We start from the raw sequence: 16541 nt of genomic DNA on the forward strand, positions 1-16541 counted from the left end.
CTCGGTTCACCCGGCCGCTCGGTTCACCCGGCCAGCCGGTTCACCAGAAGAGAGACACCATGAACAACGCACCATCGACCGAACCCGAACAGTTCCCTGGCGGCCGGACGCCCAGCCGCCGCGCGGTGCTCCGTACGGCAGCCTGGAGCGTGCCGGTCGTGGCGATCGCGGTCGGTGCTCCGGCCTTCGCGGCATCGGGTGGTGCTGCGACGATCACCGCGCCCGACCCGATGGCGGCCGACATCGGCGACTCGATCCCGCTGGTCTTCCAGATCTCCGAGAACGGTGCGCCGCTCGCGAGCGGCGTGCTGACGGTCGCCCTGAACGACGCCAGTGTTGTGTCCTTCGACCCGGAGGGTGAGGGCTACTCGAGCGCGACCCTGGCGTCGTACGTCATCACCGACGGCTACGCCCTGCCGCTGGTGATCGTCGGCTCACACGGCACGGTCTTCGGGTCGGCGACCGTCGGCGGCGTGACTACGTCGTTCACGGCGTCGATCCTCCCGAACTGACCGTCGGCGACCGGGAGCGCCGCGCGGCACCCCGAGCAGCACGCCGCCCACCACCAGCGCCGTGCCGATCGCCTCGCGTGGCCCGAACGGCTCCGCGGCGAGCAGGGTGCCGAGCAGCACGCCGGTGACCGGGTTGAGCAGGCCGACGAGGCCGACGGTGCCGGCCGGCAGGTGGCGGAGGCCCGTGAACCAGGCGACGAACGCCAGCGCCGTCGCCACGACGGTGACGTAGCCGAACGCGAGGGCGGCAGTGCCGTCGATCACCGGGGGACCGCCTTCGATGACCAGCGCAAACGGCAGCACGAGCAGCCCGCCGGCGATCAATTGCCAAGAGGTGATGGCCAGTGTCTTCTCGCCCACAGCCCATTTCTTCGTGAGTACGAAGCCGAATGATGACATCACCATCGCGGCCAGGGAGGCGAGCACCCCGGCGGGCTCGATCGCGGTGGTGCCGCCGAGTACCATCGTGCCCACGCCGACGAAGCCGAGCAGGGCTCCGAGCAGCGGGAGCAGGGTGGGCCGGTCCCTGAGCAGCGGCCAGGCGACGAGCATGAGCACGGCGGCGGAGGTCGCCATGATGGTGGACGCCACGCTCGACGGCAGCAGCTGAGACGCGACGTAGACCAGCACGAAGAACGCGCCGACGTTGAGGGTGCCGAGCACGACCGACTTCCACCACCACGAGCCGCGCGGGCGAGACCGGCTCACCGCGAGCAGGAGCAGTCCGGCCGGCAGGGCGCGCAGCACGGCGCCCCAGAGCGGATGATCGAGCGGCAGGAACTGGCGCGTCACGTAGTAGTTCGATCCCCACGCGACCGGCGCGATGGCGGTGATGAGCAACCAGTGCCAGCCGCGGGGGAGGGCGGGCATCCGTGAGCCTATAGCTTCCATGGAAGCCACTATAGCTTCCGGGGAAGTTATAGTGGAGTGTGCAGACGGATCGGGTTTCGGGCATCCAGGCGGAATGGCGGCGCGAGCGCCCCGACCTCGACGTGTCCCCGCAGGGGGTCATCGGCCGGTTGCACCGGCTCGCCGCGCATCTCACGTCCGAGCTGGCCGTCGTGTACGAGCGCCACGGGCTGGGCGAGGGCGAGTTCGACGTGCTCGCGGCACTGCGGCGGGCGGGGCATCCGTTCGAACGGGCCCCGGGGGAGCTCGCCGAGCACACGATGGTGACGACGGGGGCGATGACGAAGCGACTCGACAGGCTTGCTGCGGCAGGCCTCGTGGTACGGCGGGCCGCCGAGGGCGACGGGCGGCGTCGCGTGGTGGCGCTGACTGTTCGCGGCCGGGAGGTGATCGATGCGGCATTCACGGAGCACATGGCGAACGAGCACCGCCTCGTCGACCTCGTGCCCGCCGCCGACCGCCCCGCGCTCGAGGCGCTGCTCGCCGCCTGGCTCGCGCACTTCGAGGCGCCCTGACCCGCCGCGCGCCTCGCTCCTCCCGCGCTCCCGCGCCCGCGTCGAATCGATTCGATAGGACGCCAACTGCTCCAAAAGGTGATCTTCAGAGCAGTTCGGGTCCCATCGAATCGATTCGACGCCGCAGCGCAGCGGGAACGGGCGGGCACGCGACGGGGTCAGATGGCGAGGGCGCGCGGCGGGGGTCAGAGCGCGGCGGGGGCGCGTGACTCCTCGAGCGCGTGGGCGACGGCGGCGCTCACGCGCTCCTCCTCCGCGGCGGCACGCGACGCGGCGAGGCGGCGCCGCAGGCGGATGCCCAGCACGACCAGCGCTGCGAGCACGAGGATGACCAGCAGCAGCATCCACGGCACCGCCCAGCCCGACGCCGACGCCGTCACGGGGTCGAGGTCGGTCGTCGACCCGGAGGCGTCGATGACGACAGGCACGACGCTCGCCGAGGCGCCCAGCCAGAAGGTCCCGGGCACATCCCGCACGGGCACGGTCACGTTCCAGGTCTCTCCGGGGAGCAGCTGCGGGGGAGCATCCAGAGCACCCGCGTCGGAGGCGAACCAGCCGAACGGGCCGGCGACGGTCGCCGACTGCTGGCCGGAGAGCACCGCGTTGCCCGTGTTGTGGAGCGTGTAGCCGACGGTGGCGTCGCCGCCCGCGAACGGGTTGAGGCCGCCGTTCCAGTCGACGTGCATGTTCTCGACGGCCAGCGACGGTGCGAGGTCTCCGCCCACGCGGAGGGTGATCTTGATGCCGAGGCGACGGTCGACGTTGATGCCGTTCTCGGTTCCGGGCTGGGTGAGCGACGTGACGATCCCGCCCGAGTAGTCGCCCGGGGTCGCGTCGGCGGGCACCGTGAGGGTGAAGGGGAAATCGATGGTTGCGCCGGGTGCCACAGTCACGTGGTCGGTCGAGCCGGCCACCCAGGCGCCGACGCCGACCGACGGCGTTCCGGCCACGACCAGGTCGAACTGCCCGCTCTCGGTTGTGAACCCGTCGGCGGCGTACACCCCGAGGTCGACCGCCGTGTCGCCGTGGTTCGCCACGACGAGGGCGTCGTCGATCGAGGAGCCGGGGGTGATCGCGTAGTTGTAGCCGGTGCGCTCTGCTCCGAACTGGTTGGATGCCGTACGCACCGACCACGTCACCTCGTCGCCCTCGGCGTGGGCGATCCCGGCGGGCATCGCGATGACGCCGATGAGGGCGAGAGTGGCGACGGCCAGTGTCGCGAGGATGGCGCTGGGTGATCTGTGCACGTTCATGGTGTCCTTGAGGAGTTAAGAGCGAATGCCCGGTGGGGCGCATGCCGACGGGCACGCACCCCACCGGGGCCGTTCGGGTGCTGCTGCCTAGCTGCTGAGCGCGGTCAGCGTCAGGGTTGCGCGGTAGCTTCCCTTGTCGACCGAACCCGGGATCTTCAGATCCAGGTCGGCGCCGAGCTTCGCGGTACCGCGCTCGTGGCCCTGGTCGGCTGAACCGAGACCGCGGGAGACCGAGAGGCCCGTTCCGCCGTCGTAGCCGGACTGGATCGCGAGACCGGCATTGGCGCCGGCACCGGGCGTGACGACCTTCGGCGTCCAGCCGAGGTTCTTGCCCGAGAAGGTGGCGGTGCCGTCGCGGAAGTCACCGACCGAGGCCGAGATCGACCACGGTGACTGCGTGTGGCGGGTGTCCGTGACGGTGATCGGGTTGATCGAGCCGTTGGCCTCGAAGTACTGGCCGTTCTTCTCAACCGCGGTGCCGAGGTCGACGAGGCGGTTGCCGCCGTCGATGGTCCAGCCGAACTCACCCGGGGCGGCGGTCGGAACCGTCACCTGGATGTCTTCGCCGTTGCCGTGGTTGGGGTGGATGGCGACCGAGTCGACGATCGAGCCGACCGGCTGCGCGGCGGTGGCGCCGTTGTCCGGCCCGCACCACGGCACCTTGCCGAGCTCGACGGCAGCGTTCGGAACGGCGCAGGTGCCGCTTCGAACGGTCTGCACGGTGAGCTGGTCGGCCGCGACCGAGACCTTGACGTACGAGCGCACGTGCTCCTGGTTCTCGACCGAGTTGTACCAGTAGCTCGACGGGTTCAGCGGGTCGGCGCCGTTGCCGGCACCGCTCGTTCCGCTCGAGTCGGGAGCCGTGATGTCGTAGTACTTCGAGCCGGAGGAACTGTTGGCCGTGACGTAGATGACGCCGCCGGGGCCCGGGTAGACATCGTCCTGGCCGGGCTGCTCATCGGGGTTGGCCTTGGCGCCGTTCTTGATCTCGTAGCTCCGCGAGTAGCTGTGGTCGTGGCCCTGCAGAACGAGGTCGACGCCGAGGTTCGAGAACGCGGTCGGGTAGTCGGTGCGACGCACCTTGTTGTCCGAGTCCTTCGCGTGGTCGGCGGGGGAGTAGATCGCGTGGTGGTAGACCAGCACGGTGTACTTCGCCTCGGCCTGGTGCTGGTTGACGACATCCGTCACGTAGCCGATGTGGGCAGCGTCTCCGCCGCCACCCTGCGCAGTGGAGTAGCTGTTGCTGTTCAGGTCGATGAACAGAACATCCTTGTAGATGTACCAGTAGTCGCCACCCGAGGTGTTCGACGTCGGCTGGCCGTTGGAGTAGTACGCGGCCGAGCGGTCGGTGTTCGGCGTCGCGAGGTGCTGCTCGTAGGCCTTGCCGCCCACGTCGTGGTTTCCGATCGTGGCTGCGAAGGGAACCTGGCGCAGCTGGTCGGGCGCGAGGAACGAGTCCCACTGCGCCTCGGTGTTGGCCGTCTCGACCTGGTCGCCGCCCGAGACGAGCAGTTCGGCGTTCGGGTTGGCCGCGGTGGCGACGGCGAGCGTGTCAGCCCAGCCCGCGCCATCCTTCGCCACGTTGCCCGACGAACCGATCTGCGGGTCGCCGAGGAACAGGAAGTCGTAGTCGCCGTCGAAGCTCTGCGTCTTGAATGCGTACGCGCTCGACCAGTTGCCCTCGGAACCGACGCGGTACGAGTACGCGGTGTTCTCGCTGAGGCCCGAGATCGTGGCGTGGCGGTTGAATCCGCCGCTGGTCGCGATGTTCGCTGCACCGATGGCGGCGAACGTCGTCGCGCCGGCCGGGAAGGCGCCGGCGACGAGCGAGGCGGTCGGCGCGAGCTGAATCTGCTGGCTCGTGTCTGCCGAGGAGTACCACGACACGATGCGCTGCGATTCGTTCGCACCGACGCCGAGGACGACGCCGGTGAGGTTCGCGGTCTCGGCGGCCGAGGCGGAGGGGGCGGCGAAGCCGCTGCCGACCGAGACGCAACCCACGAGGGCGGCGGCGGTCAGGATCACGGCGGCGCGGTAGCGGGTGCGCCGCCGCCCTGCTGTGAATGCTGTGGGGGAGGACATGAGTCTTCCGTTCTCTTGGGCTCCCCGAGGGGAGCAGGTGGATGTCTTCACGGTTCCGCCCGGGGGTGAACGGCTGTTGAACGGATGTCGCTGGGGTAGTTGATCAAGCGCAAATACTCTGAGCCGATTCACATGATCGGTGCTGCTGTTTCACAGGTCGAGGAGCCGTTCGACGAACCAGATGAGCCCGAACACAGAAACGGCCACCGCGAGAGCTCCGGTGGCCCACAGCCCGATCCGCGGCTGGCGGCGACGCAGCAGTGCGAGCAGCGGGAACAGGGCGGCGATGATCGCGACCTGCACCGCCTCGATGCCGAGGTTGAAGACGAGCAGCGACCAGAGCAGCGTCCACGACCAGGGTTCGTCGATGCCGAGCGCCGACGCGAAACCGAGCCCGTGCACGAGCCCGAACAGGAACACCACCCCGAGGCGCAGCCAGCCGGCGCGATCGAGCCCGAGCGGTCCGCTCGATGCGTCGAGTTCGTTCGCCGCATCCCCCCGGCGCCAGAGCCTCCACAGGTACCACGACGCGACGACCGCGATCGAGAGGGCGATGATCGGCTCGATGATGCGCGCGGAGACCGAGATGACGCCGGTGGCGGCGAGGATGAACGTGACCGAGTGCGCCACGGTGAAAGTGGTGGCGGCGAGGATCACCTCCCGGAACTTGCGGGAGCCGGCGATGAGGGCGAGCAGGAAGAGGATGTGGTCGATGCCGGAGAGCAGGTGCTCAGCGCCGAGGTGGAAGAACTCCCAGAAGCGCTCGGCCGTGCTCTGCTCGGTCGAGAACGAAGGCTGATTCGAGTCGAGTGCGGCCGTGCCGGAGCGCTCGTCGATCTCGTAGGTGAGGATCGTCTTCGTGCCGGTGACGTAGCCCTCTGAGTCCGGGAACACCGAGCTTTCCACGATGTGGCCGTCACTCGTCGCCGCGCACTCCCGGTCAAAGGTGATCACGGCGTAGGGCACGCCCTGGTCGATGGTCTCGGTGATGTCGCCGACACGGTGCGGGATGCACGTGGTGCCGCCTGCCGTGACGCTGAACCTGCTCGAGAGGTAGTTCTCCACGCTCGCCGTGTGCGCCTCGAGCGCGGCCACCCGGGTCGAGGCGTCACCGTTCTCGAACGCGTCCGTTCCCGCTTGGAAAAGATCATCGTCGTGCTCGGCGTCGGCCGCCGAGACCACCAGGAGGTCGTATTCCAGCTGCAGTTCCGTGCGCACGCTTCCCGAGTCGGTGCGGCTGACATCGGCGTAGACGACCGACGAGAAACCGTGCGCGGAGGCGGCCCCTGCCGTGCCGAAGAGGAGGGCCCCGGCAAGGCCGGTGCCCGCGAGCGCCAGGACAGCGCCGCGGAGCATCGTGGAGGGGATACGGCTGGGCCGGTGTGGCATGGGTCTCCTTCAGTCGACTCTGAAGGCTGGCGTCCGACGGTGAACAACGTGAGGACCGCGAGAGAACGGGGGAGGAACTCTGCCCCGGGCAGGCCCGCCCCGGGCATCCGGTGCCGCAGGATGTGGAGGCACCTGCCTGCCCACACCCCCACCCCACCCGGAGGACGGATCACCTTTGCGCTCCCGCACCCGAGCCGCCGCACTGCTCACCACCTCTGCCCTCGCCGCCGTTCTGCTCGCGGGCTGCGCGGCCGGTGACGACTGGTCGGAACCCCACGACGCACCCACCGCTGTCGGCGCCCTCCGCGACGGATTCCTGCCGACGACGGCCCCGAGCCCGGAGGCGACCATCGCTCCGCTTCGCGATTCGTGGGCCGACGTGCATCCGTCCGCCGGCTACCGGGTCGTGCTGCTGACCGCGGGAGACGACGCACCGGCGGTCGCGTTGGCCGATGCCGTCACGGAGTGGGCGGCCGACGAGAAGGTCGACCTCCGCACCGTGCGGGCCGACGACGACCACGTCGGCGGGATCGTCGAAGCGATGGACCTGCACCCCGACCTCATCGTCTCGGCGGGCAACGACCTCATCGACGCGCTCGCGGCCGTCACGGCGAGCCACCTCGACCAGCAGTTCCTCGTCGTGGGCGCGGAGGTCGCGGAACCGACCGGCAACGTGACCGCCGTAGACTGGACGGGCGCGTCGTTCCGCGGCGAGGGGCTCGGGGCGTCGTCGACGTACGACCCGACGTCGTTCACCCCCGAGCGGTGCGCGTCGGCCGTGCGTGCCGGGGTCGCCTCCGTGCTGCACGACCTCACGGGCATCGTGCTCTGGCTCGACTGACCCGCACCGCGTCCCCGCGCGTCCCCTGCGCCCCCGCGGGTCCCCTCGCGCGCACCGCGCCCCCTGCGCCCCCGCGCGCGCCCTGCAACCCCGCGCGTCCGCGCGCGCCTCCTGCACCCCGCGCGTCCCCGCGCGCGCCTCCTGCACCCCGCGCGTCCCCGCGCGCGCCCTGCACCCCGCGCGTCCCCGCGCGCGCCGGCGCCACCGCGATGGCAAACGAGAGGACGCTAACTGCTCGAATTCGTGCCCGTCGCAGCAGTTGGCGTCCTTTCGAATCGATTCGACGACGCGCGCCGGCGGGTCAGCGGAGCTGGGCGCGCGCCGCGTCCATGGCTTCGAGCACGGCGAGGGTGTGCGCGTGCGGCATGAGCGGCGACTCCTGGAGGCCGGCTGCGACCGAGCGTTCGAGTTCGAGTGCCTGGAACTGCATACCGCGCGTGCCGTTCATGCCGCTGGCGGCATATGGCTCCCACGACTCGACGAGCCGGGCGGGCCGGGAGGCGTCATGGCGCTGGAATGCCGTCCACGCGAAGTACGGTGCGTCGAGATGGATCCACCCCTCGTCGCCCATGATCGACGCATCATTCGGACCCGGGTGCGCCATCGAGAACGACAGCGACGCGCCCGCATCAGGATAGCCGAGCAGCACCTGGGCGCCGAGGTCGACACCGGCGACATCCACCCGCCCCGCGGCCGCGATCGAGTGCGGTGTGCCGAGGAGGTCGAGCGCGAGCGCGAACGCATAGACCCCGAGGTCGAGCAGCGCGCCGCCGGCGAGGGCCGGGTCGCCGTGCCGCCCCGCCCTCGAGAGGTCGAGCTTCTGGTGGTGCGCCGTCGTGATCGCGCGCACCTCGCCGATGTCTCCCCGGGCGATGCGCTCCCGCACCGCGATCATCGTGGGGGTGAACCGCGTCCACATCGCCTCCAGCACGAACACGCCGGCCTCGCAGGCGGCCGCGAACACCCGGCGGGCGGATGCCGCATCCACCGTGAACGCCTTCTCGACGAGCACGTGCTTGCCGGCCGCGATCGCGAGCAGCGCCTGCTCGGCGTGGAAAGCCTGCGGGGTCGCGATGTACACCACGTCGACGCCCGGATCCGCGCAGAGCGCTTCGTACGAACCGTGCGCGCGGCCGATCTCGAAGCGGTCGGCGAAGGCCCGCGCCCGCCCTGTGTCGCGCGCGCCGATCGCGGTGAAGCGGATGCCCGCGGCCTTCGCATCGGCCGCGAAGACGCTCGCGATCTTTCCTGCGCCGAGGATTCCCCACCGCAGCCCTGTCTGCTGTTGAGAGCCCATGGCACCCTGTGTAGCACGATGTGCGCGCGGGGCGACGTGTGCTATCGTCCCTTTCAGGACATGTAACTGGTCACGCAGGCAGGATCCGAACGTCAGGCGAAAGTCGACGATCGGGTCCTTTTTTTGTGCCCGAAATAGCCCGAAATGGCCCGAAATGGCCCGGAATGGCCCGGAATGTCCCGAAGCGCACCGCTGCGCGAACCGGAAAGCGCACAGATGCGCGACCACACGAATCCACGGAAGGACTCCCATGGCCAGCAGCCAGGAAGAGGCGAAGGCGATCATCGCCGGCGTCGGAGGCACCGCGAACATCGCGGGCCTCACGCACTGCAGCACACGACTGCGGTTCACGCTCGTCGACGACAGCCAGGCCGATCTCGAAGCGTTGAAGAACCTTCCCGGCGTGATGAGTGCCGTGCAGAGCGGCGCGCAGACGCAGGTCGTCATCGGCAACGGTGTCGTCGGCGCCTTCAACGCGGTCGAGCGGGAGCGCGGCGGCAAGACCGGCGGCAACGCCGCGAACCGCGTGAAGCAGCCCCTCACCTGGCGCCGCGTCGGCGGCACGCTGATGGATTTCGTGGTGAGCATCTTCTCGCCGATCGTTCCGGCCATCGCCGGCGCGGGCATCTTCAAGTCGCTGCTCGTCGGTGCCGCGGCGCTCGGCTGGTTGCCCGCCGACTCGCAGAACTACAAACTGCTGGCGGTCATCCCGGATGCGGTCTTCGCGTTCCTGCCACTTCTCATCGCGTACACGACGGCCAAGAAGCTGAACGTGAACCGGCCGCTCGCGCTCGGTGTCGTCGCGTTCCTGCTCTTCGCGAACTTCTCCACCCTGATCAACGGGGAGGGTGGCGCAGCCCTCTTCGGCATCAAGGTGCAGGCCGTCGCCTACGCCTCGCAGGTCTTCCCGTCGATCCTCGCCGTGCTGCTGCTGTGGCCGCTCGAACGGTTCTTCACGAAGATCTCTCCCGGCCCGATCCGCGTGTTCTTCGTGCCTTTCATGTGCTACCTGATCGTCGGCCCGCTGCTCATGCTGGTTCTCGGCCCGGTCGGCTTCTGGCTCGGCTCGCTGCTGACCGGCGCGATGATCGGGCTCTACAGCCTGCTCGGCTGGGTCGCCGTCGCTGTTCTCGCCGCCCTCCTGCCGTTCATCATCGCGGTGGGCATGCACAAGGCGTTCATTCCCCCCACGATCGCCACGATGGCGGCCACCGGCCGGGACTCGTTCTACCTCGTCGCCTCGCTCGGCCACAACGCGGCGGAGGCCGGCGCGTGCTTCGCCGTCGCCGTGCGCACCCGCAGCAGTCGCCTCCGCGCCACCGCCATCTCGGCCGGAGTCTCGGCGATCTTCGGCATCACCGAACCCGCGCTCTACGGTGTGACACTCCAGAACCGCAAGGTGCTCCTCTCGGTGATGGCCGGCGCGTTCGCCGGTGGCGCCTACCTCGGCCTCACCGTCGTAGCCGGTTTCGCGGTCGTCGGCCCGGGGCTCGCGAGCTTCACGATGTTCGTGGATGGTGCCAACCCGATGAACCTCCTGAACGCCGCCATCGGCGCCCTCATCTCGGTCGCTGTCGCCTTCGTCATCTCGGCCGTGATCTGGAAGGATTCCACCTCCCCGACCATCCGAAAAGAACTCGAAGACGCTGCCGAGGGTGTCGCCGACGAGGACTTCCCGGCCGAGCTCGCCGAGCACTCGACCGGTACCGCCGCCCGGCACACCACCGCAGGGGCTCCGGATGCCGCACCGGCGTCGCTCGGCAGCTACGGCCTCATTGCGCCGCTGACCGGCACGGTCATCCCGCTCGCCGAGGTGAACGACCCCGTGTTCGCGGGCGGCATCCTCGGTGACGGCGTCGCGATCCGGCCGACCTCGGGCGGCGTGCGCGCCCCCATCGCCGGAACGGTGACCTCGATGCTCAACTCGAAGCACGCCATCGGCATCACCTCCGACGGAGGCGTCGAGGTGCTCGTGCACGTCGGCATCGACACGATGAAGCTGAACGGTGAGCACTTCATCACCCACGTTACCCAGGGCGACCGCGTCGAGGCCGGCCAGCTGGTCATCGAGGCCGACCTCGCCGCCATCGAGGCGGCCGGTTACGACACCACCACCCCGGTCGTCGTCACGAACTCCGACCGGTTCGCCGTCGTCGTGAGCACGCGGGGGAACGCGGCCGGGAGCATCAGCACGGGCGAACCTCTCGTCTCGATCACGGAAAAGGAGCTCGCCAGTGGCGTTGCCTGACGGATTCATGTGGGGCGGCGCGATCGCCGCGAACCAGGCGGAAGGCGCCTGGAAGGAAGGCGGTCGTGGCCCCGCCGTGACCGATGTGAACCGGTACCGGCCCGAGGCCGACCCGAAGCTGTACGCGATCCACCACCAGAACACGGTGGCGAGCATCACGGAGGCCATGAACGATGACGACGAGGTGTACTACCCGAAGCGTCGCGGCATCGACTTCTACCACCGCTACCCCGAGGACCTCGCGCTGTTCGCGGAGATGGGCTTCACGGTTCTTCGCGTCTCCATCGCCTGGACACGGCTCTACCCGACGGGTGAGGAGCTCGAACCGAACGAGGAGGGCGTCGCCTTCTACCTCGCGTTCTTCGAGGAGATGCGCCGCCTCGGCATCGAGCCGCTGGTGACCCTCTCGCACTACGATCCGCCCCTCGCGCTTGCGCTGAAGAACAACTGCTGGCTCGACCGTTCGACGATCGGCCTCTTCGAGCGCTTCGTGAAGACCTGCTACGAGCGCTTCGGGCACCTGATCACGTACTGGCTGAGCTTCAATGAGATCGACGGCATCATCCGCCACCCGTTCACCTCGGGCGGGCTGATCGAGGAGACCGTCGAAGGCAACTTCGAGGAGGCCTGCTACACGGCGCTGCACCACCAGTTCGTCGCCTCGGCCTCGGCGACCCGGATGCTCCGCGAGATGTGGCCCGATTCGAAACTCGGCTGCATGCTCACCATGCTGACCACCTACCCGAACACCTGTCACCCCGACGACGTCGTGGCGACGCAGGAGAAGGAGCGCCTGCTCTACCTCTGCACCGATGTGCAGGCGGGCGGCGCCTACCCGCGCCTCGCGCTGAACCTGCTCGAACGCCGCGGTGTCACCATCCCGTTCGCCGAGGGCGACGCCGAGCTGCTGGCCGAATACCCCGTCGACTTCATCAGTTTCAGCTACTACATGTCGATGACCGAGTCGGTCAGGCCGGATGCCGAGCGCACGCCGGGCAACACGATCCTCGGCGTCAAGAACCCGTTCCTCGAGTCGAGTGAGTGGGGCTGGCAGATCGACCCCATCGGCCTCCGCGTCTCGCTGATCGACCTGTACGACCGCTACGGCAAGCCGTTGTTCATCGTCGAGAACGGGCTCGGCATGCGGGACGAGGTGACCGACGACGGGCGCATCGTCGATCCGTACCGCATCGACTACTTCCGTGCGCACTTCGAGGAGATGATCACGGCGGTGGATGAAGGTGTCGAGCTCCTGGGCTACACCAGCTGGTCGCCGATCGACTTCATCAGTGCATCCACCTCCCAGATCACGAAGCGCTACGGTTTCATCCACGTCGACATGGACGATCTCGGGCGTGGGACAATGGATCGTCGGCGAAAGGACTCGTTCTTCTGGTACCAGAAGGTCATTGCGTCGAACGGAGCCGACCTGTCGTGAACACGCCACGGGTGTCGACGGAGATACCCATGCAGAGCATCAAGAAAGTCCTCAACTCCAGCGTCGTGCTCGTCGTCGACGAGCGCGGCGTGGAGCGGGTCGTGCTCGGCAAGGGCATCGGCTACGGCCGGAAGCCCGGCGAGCTCGTCGCCCCCGATGAGGCGCACCAGGTGTTCGTCTCGCTGCCGGAGGGCGACCACCGCAACCTGGTCGAGCTGTTCGCCGAGGTCCCTGCTGAGTACGCCGACCTGACCCGGTCGATCGTGCAGTTGGCGGAGGCGGCAGGATTCGAACTCGACCCGCACGTCTACCTCACGCTCACCGATCACCTGCACTTCGCCGTCGAACGCCAGCAGAAGGGGCTCGTGACGGTGAACCGGCTGGCCTGGGAGGTGCGCACGATCTACCCGCGGGAGTACGCGATCGGCGAGCGGGCGGTCGTACTGCTGCTCGAGCGTTTCGGAGTGCAGTTGCCGCCGGAGGAGGCGGCGAACGTCGCGTTCCACCTGGTGAATGCCGAGGTCGGCAACTCCGGGGTCGATTCCGTGCGGGTCGTGCAGCTCGTCAGCCAGGTCGCCACGATCGTCACGCACTCCACCGGGGTGCAACTGCACTTCGACGACCTGCACGGGGCCCGGTTCGTCGCCCACCTGCAGTACTTCGCGCAGCGCTTCTTCGCGGGCCGGCTCGCCACCAGCGACGACGACTTCCTCTTCACCAACCTCAGCTCGCGCTACCCCTCAGCCGTGCTCGCCGCCGAGCGGGTGCGGGCGCTCGTGCAGCAGGAGTACGACCAGACCCTGCCGAACGAGGAGATCGCGTTCCTCGCGCTGCACATCGCGCGGGTCGTCGCCGACTGAGCCACGCACCCCGGCCCGCCGGCCGCCGCGCCTCCCGCCTGCCCCCCCACCGACCGACTGCCCGACCATCCGACTTTCTCCCGACCTCCAGGAGTTCCATGACCGACAGCACCCTCCGCATCCACCTCGTGCGCCACGGGGAGACGCTCTTCAACGTGCGGCACCAACTCCAGGGCTGGTGCGACTCCCCGCTGACCCCCCGCGGGCTGCGGCAGGTCGCGGCGCTCGGTGAGTTCTTTCGGGGCATCCCGCTCGTCGCCGCCTTCTCGAGCGACCTCACCCGCACCCGGGCAACGACCGCGGGGGCGCTCGCCGGGCATCCTCACCTCACGGCCGAATGGATGCCCGCCCTCCGTGAATGGAACTTCGGCGGCTGGGAGGGCCAACCGAACCCCTCTCTCTGGACGCCCCTCTTCGAGGCCAGTGGCTACGTCTATGGAAACCGCGGGCACTGGGACGAACTCACCGTCGAGGGTCCCGACGCCGTGATCGACCAGGTCGCCGCGAGCGACCCGTCGGGGATGGCGGAGGACGCGGCGGCGGTCAACGCCCGGATGCGCGAAGCGGTCGCGGCGATCGAGGCGGTCGCGGGTGCCGTCACGAGCAGCGGGACGGATGGCGACATCCTGGTCGTCGCGCACGGGGCGGTGCTGCAGTCCCTCGTGCCGCTGCTCGTACCGGGCGGCCGCATCGCGCCGGGCTACCCGAACTGCGGCGTCACCACGGTCACCGTGTCGGGCGGGGTCGCGGTGCTCAGTGAGGTCGACGCGAGCTGTGCGCTGCTGGATGAGCCGGGGCCGGAGCTGGTGCTGCCGGGGGCGCTCGCGGGCTGACCGGCGGCTCGATCGACGGGCTGTGCCACCGACCAGCCCACCGACCGTGCCACCGACCGGCCCGCAGGTTGCGGCGCCGCTGCGGGCGCGACGAGCGTCTGCGCGAGCGACGCCCACAGGGCGCAGACCAGCACGACCACGATCGCCACCACGATCAAGGCATGCCGCGCCGCCTTCTCCCGCCACATCTCAGACCATCCCGAAACGTTCGGAGCGGATGGCGTCGGGGCGCACACCCTGCTCAGCGAGAACGTGCTCGACAGCATCCATCAGCGAATCGGGACCGCAGATGCAGAACGTCGAACCGGCAGCGACCTCCGGCAGGCGCGAACGGATGAAGTCGGCGTCGATGTGCCCCCTTGCCCCCTCCCAGCCCTCGCCGGGCCGCGAGAGCACGTGCACCACCTCGAGGTTCAGGCGCGGTTCGAGCGCGGTGATCTGGGCGAGGCACGGGATGCTGCCCTCGCTCCGGTTGCCGAGCCAGAGCTCGCACCGGCGAGAGTCGCCGCGGTCGGCGAGGGTCTCGAGCATGCTGAGCAGAGGTGTCACACCGACGCCGGCTCCGATGCAGACGATCGGGCCGGACTCGGGCAGCACGAACGCGCCGAACGGTCCGTCCACGAACATCCGGTCGCCCGGTTCGAGGCCGGCGACGTCGTGGCTGAACCGTTCCTTCGCCTTGATCGAGAAGGAGATGCGGCCGGGCCGCTCGGCGCTCGACGAGATCGAGAACGGGTGGTACGTGATCGCGAACGGGGAGCGTCGGGCCTGCAGCCACGCGAACTGGCCGGGATCGAAGTGGAACGCACCGGCGGTGCCGCGGCCGGGCGCGTCGTCGGCGGCACCCACATCCACTCGCCGGATGGTGATCGTCGTCACCTCGTCGACGTCGTGGTCGATGCTCTCGACCACCCACGGCTTCCGCCGCCGGAGCAGCGGCTTGACCAGCCGCACCCAGACGCCGAGCCCCACGAAGGCGGCGCTCAGAACGATCCAGAGCGTCTGCTCCCACCACTCGCGCACGTAGTACCCGACGAGCAGCACATGCAGCAGGGCGGTGACGACGACCGCCACCGCGAGCACCGCGTGCGTCGCCTGCCAGGCCTCGTAGCTGATGTGGAGCCGCTGGCGGAACACCGACAGCCCGATGATGACGAGAAGCAGCACACACGAGGCGACGGCGAACTTGGCCCGGAGCGGCGAGGTGAACACGTCGAGCAGGCCGAGGAACTGTGTGTCGACGACGAACAGGATGATCGGATGCGCGAACACGAACACCGTCGCCAGGTACGCCATCTGCCGGTGGAAGCCCAGCACGATGTCCATTCCGACCGGATGCACCACGGCGGCCGACCGCGCCGCCATGGCGAACTGCAGCCCGAACATCGACAGGCCCACGAAGCCGAGGGCCACGGAGAAGTTGATCCAGAAGCCGCGCCCCGGGTCGAGCCGGATGAGCGCCAGCGGCAGCGGAAGCACAACGATGAGCGTGTACAGGGCCACCCAGATCGCAAAGGCCCCGCGGGTGCGTCGACGCAGAACGGGTCGGCTCATCGGTCGGCTCTTCCCCTTCGGCCAGGCGACGTGGTGACGAATATTCTAAACCCCGGCAGGAGCGCCCCTAGAATCGGGATCGGGGGGAACGGCTCGAGGGAGGGGCGGCGATGACGACACTCGCAGCGATCGTGGCCCTCGTCGGCGTGGCCGTCGCGCTGGCCGCGCTGATCGTCCTGCACCTCGGGCGCCCCGGGCTCAGCCCCGTGCGCTCGGCCGTCGGCGAGTACGGCATCTCCGCCCGTCGCGGCAGGTACCGGGTCGCCACCATCGCGCTCGGGGTCGCGGCGATCTCCCTGGGGGTCGCGGTCACCTTCTTCCTCGCCGCGCCGAACCTGCTGGCGTTCCTCTTCCTTCTGCTGTCCGGTGTCGCGCGGCTCGTCATCAGCTGGGCCCCGATGGATGCGCCCGGCGCCCCTCGCACCGGCACCGGCCGCGCGCACACCGTGCTGGCGGCCCTCTTCTTCGCCTCGGCCACCGTCGCCGCGTTCCTCTTCACGGGCTCGTTCGTCGGCGATCCCGTCTTCGGATCGATCGCGGGGCTCTCGACGGGGCTCGCCTGGGCGATGGCGGCCCTCGGTGTCTTCGTGGTCGCAGCCGGCCTCATTCCGTCGCTCCGGCGGGTCTTCGGGCTGGCCGAGCGGCTGCTGTCCGCGGCGATCCTGCTCTGGATGACCGTGGTCGCCCTTGCCGTGCTGGTGCGCTGACGCGCCCCGGCCCCCCCGCCCGCATTCCCGGCCACCCCTGTTCCGCGCACTTTCGGGTCATCCGCGCCCTGGCGCGCAGGCGCGGATGACCCGAAAGGGCGCG

The 16541-nt window shown here is 69.4% G+C and carries 14 protein-coding genes; 8 read left to right on the forward strand and 6 right to left on the reverse strand.

Going from position 1 to position 16541, the window contains the following annotated elements:
* Nucleotides 1–59 precede the first annotated feature (59 nt).
* Nucleotides 60–512, forward strand: coding sequence for a hypothetical protein (locus FB464_RS17885; protein ID WP_116415826.1), 453 nt, complete (start codon nucleotides 60–62; stop codon nucleotides 510–512).
* On the opposite strand, the gene FB464_RS17890 is transcribed toward FB464_RS17885, so the two are convergent.
* Nucleotides 435–1382, reverse strand: coding sequence for an EamA family transporter (locus FB464_RS17890; RefSeq protein ID WP_116415825.1), 948 nt, complete (start codon nucleotides 1380–1382; stop codon nucleotides 435–437). The two genes, FB464_RS17885 and FB464_RS17890, sit on opposite strands and share 78 nt — an antisense overlap.
* A gap of 59 nt (nucleotides 1383–1441) precedes the next feature.
* Between FB464_RS17890 and FB464_RS17895 the strand changes: the two genes are divergently transcribed.
* Nucleotides 1442–1936, forward strand: a complete 495-nt coding sequence (locus FB464_RS17895) for a MarR family winged helix-turn-helix transcriptional regulator (protein ID WP_116415824.1) — start codon at nucleotides 1442–1444, stop codon at nucleotides 1934–1936.
* A 185-nt stretch (nucleotides 1937–2121) separates the two neighbouring features.
* Here FB464_RS17895 and FB464_RS17900 read toward each other — a convergent pair whose 3' ends face one another.
* The 3 genes from FB464_RS17900 to FB464_RS17910 form a co-directional block, all read right to left on the reverse strand.
* Nucleotides 2122–3183: a COG1361 family protein gene (locus FB464_RS17900; RefSeq protein ID WP_246093127.1), complete on the reverse strand. Its 1062-nt coding sequence runs from the start codon at nucleotides 3181–3183 to the stop codon at nucleotides 2122–2124.
* 93 nt (nucleotides 3184–3276) lie between these two features.
* Entirely contained in the window at nucleotides 3277–5271 is a 1995-nt protein-coding gene (locus FB464_RS17905) for a purple acid phosphatase family protein (protein WP_116415822.1), read from the reverse strand.
* Nucleotides 5272–5421: 150 nt separating this feature from the next.
* Nucleotides 5422–6660 carry a HupE/UreJ family protein gene (locus tag FB464_RS17910; RefSeq protein ID WP_211327406.1) on the reverse strand — a complete coding sequence of 413 codons (1239 nt, stop codon included), beginning with the start codon at nucleotides 6658–6660 and terminating at the stop codon, nucleotides 5422–5424.
* 175 nt (nucleotides 6661–6835) lie between these two features.
* On the opposite strand from FB464_RS17910, the gene FB464_RS17915 reads away from it, so the two are divergent.
* Nucleotides 6836–7501, forward strand: a complete 666-nt coding sequence (locus FB464_RS17915) for a type 1 periplasmic-binding domain-containing protein (protein WP_116415821.1) — start codon at nucleotides 6836–6838, stop codon at nucleotides 7499–7501.
* 301 nt (nucleotides 7502–7802) lie between these two features.
* On the opposite strand, the gene FB464_RS17920 is transcribed toward FB464_RS17915, so the two are convergent.
* The gene (locus FB464_RS17920) at nucleotides 7803–8798 is read right to left on the reverse strand and encodes a Gfo/Idh/MocA family protein (RefSeq protein ID WP_170151979.1); all 996 of its coding nucleotides are present in this window, start codon (nucleotides 8796–8798) and stop codon (nucleotides 7803–7805) included.
* A gap of 250 nt (nucleotides 8799–9048) precedes the next feature.
* Here FB464_RS17920 and FB464_RS17925 point away from each other — a divergent pair, with 250 nt between their 5' ends.
* The 4 genes from FB464_RS17925 to FB464_RS17940 all read left to right on the forward strand — a co-directional run bounded on the left by FB464_RS17925 (nucleotide 9049) and on the right by FB464_RS17940 (nucleotide 14177).
* Nucleotides 9049–11046, forward strand: a complete 1998-nt coding sequence (locus FB464_RS17925) for a beta-glucoside-specific PTS transporter subunit IIABC (protein ID WP_116415819.1) — start codon at nucleotides 9049–9051, stop codon at nucleotides 11044–11046.
* On the forward strand, nucleotides 11033–12484 hold the full coding sequence (locus FB464_RS17930; RefSeq protein ID WP_116415818.1) for a family 1 glycosylhydrolase: 1452 nt from the start codon (nucleotides 11033–11035) through the stop codon (nucleotides 12482–12484). The genes FB464_RS17925 and FB464_RS17930 overlap by 14 nt, the downstream gene beginning before the upstream one ends.
* 29 nt (nucleotides 12485–12513) lie before the next feature.
* Nucleotides 12514–13344 carry a PRD domain-containing protein gene (locus tag FB464_RS17935; protein WP_116415817.1) on the forward strand — a complete coding sequence of 277 codons (831 nt, stop codon included), beginning with the start codon at nucleotides 12514–12516 and terminating at the stop codon, nucleotides 13342–13344.
* Nucleotides 13345–13442: 98 nt separating this feature from the next.
* On the forward strand, nucleotides 13443–14177 hold the full coding sequence (locus tag FB464_RS17940; protein WP_116415816.1) for a histidine phosphatase family protein: 735 nt from the start codon (nucleotides 13443–13445) through the stop codon (nucleotides 14175–14177).
* A 189-nt stretch (nucleotides 14178–14366) separates the two neighbouring features.
* Here the strand turns inward: FB464_RS17940 and FB464_RS17945 are convergent, their stop codons facing one another.
* Nucleotides 14367–15731: a ferredoxin reductase family protein gene (locus FB464_RS17945; protein ID WP_116415815.1), complete on the reverse strand. Its 1365-nt coding sequence runs from the start codon at nucleotides 15729–15731 to the stop codon at nucleotides 14367–14369.
* Between the two features lie 110 nt (nucleotides 15732–15841).
* On the opposite strand from FB464_RS17945, the gene FB464_RS17950 reads away from it, so the two are divergent.
* Nucleotides 15842–16438 (forward strand): DUF998 domain-containing protein, encoded by a 597-nt coding sequence (locus tag FB464_RS17950; RefSeq protein ID WP_116415814.1) that lies wholly within the window; start codon nucleotides 15842–15844, stop codon nucleotides 16436–16438.
* The last annotated feature ends 103 nt before the right edge of the window (nucleotides 16439–16541 follow it).

This window comes from Subtercola boreus (genome assembly GCF_006716115.1).
Classification (GTDB): Bacteria; Actinomycetota; Actinomycetes; order Actinomycetales; family Microbacteriaceae; genus Subtercola; species Subtercola boreus.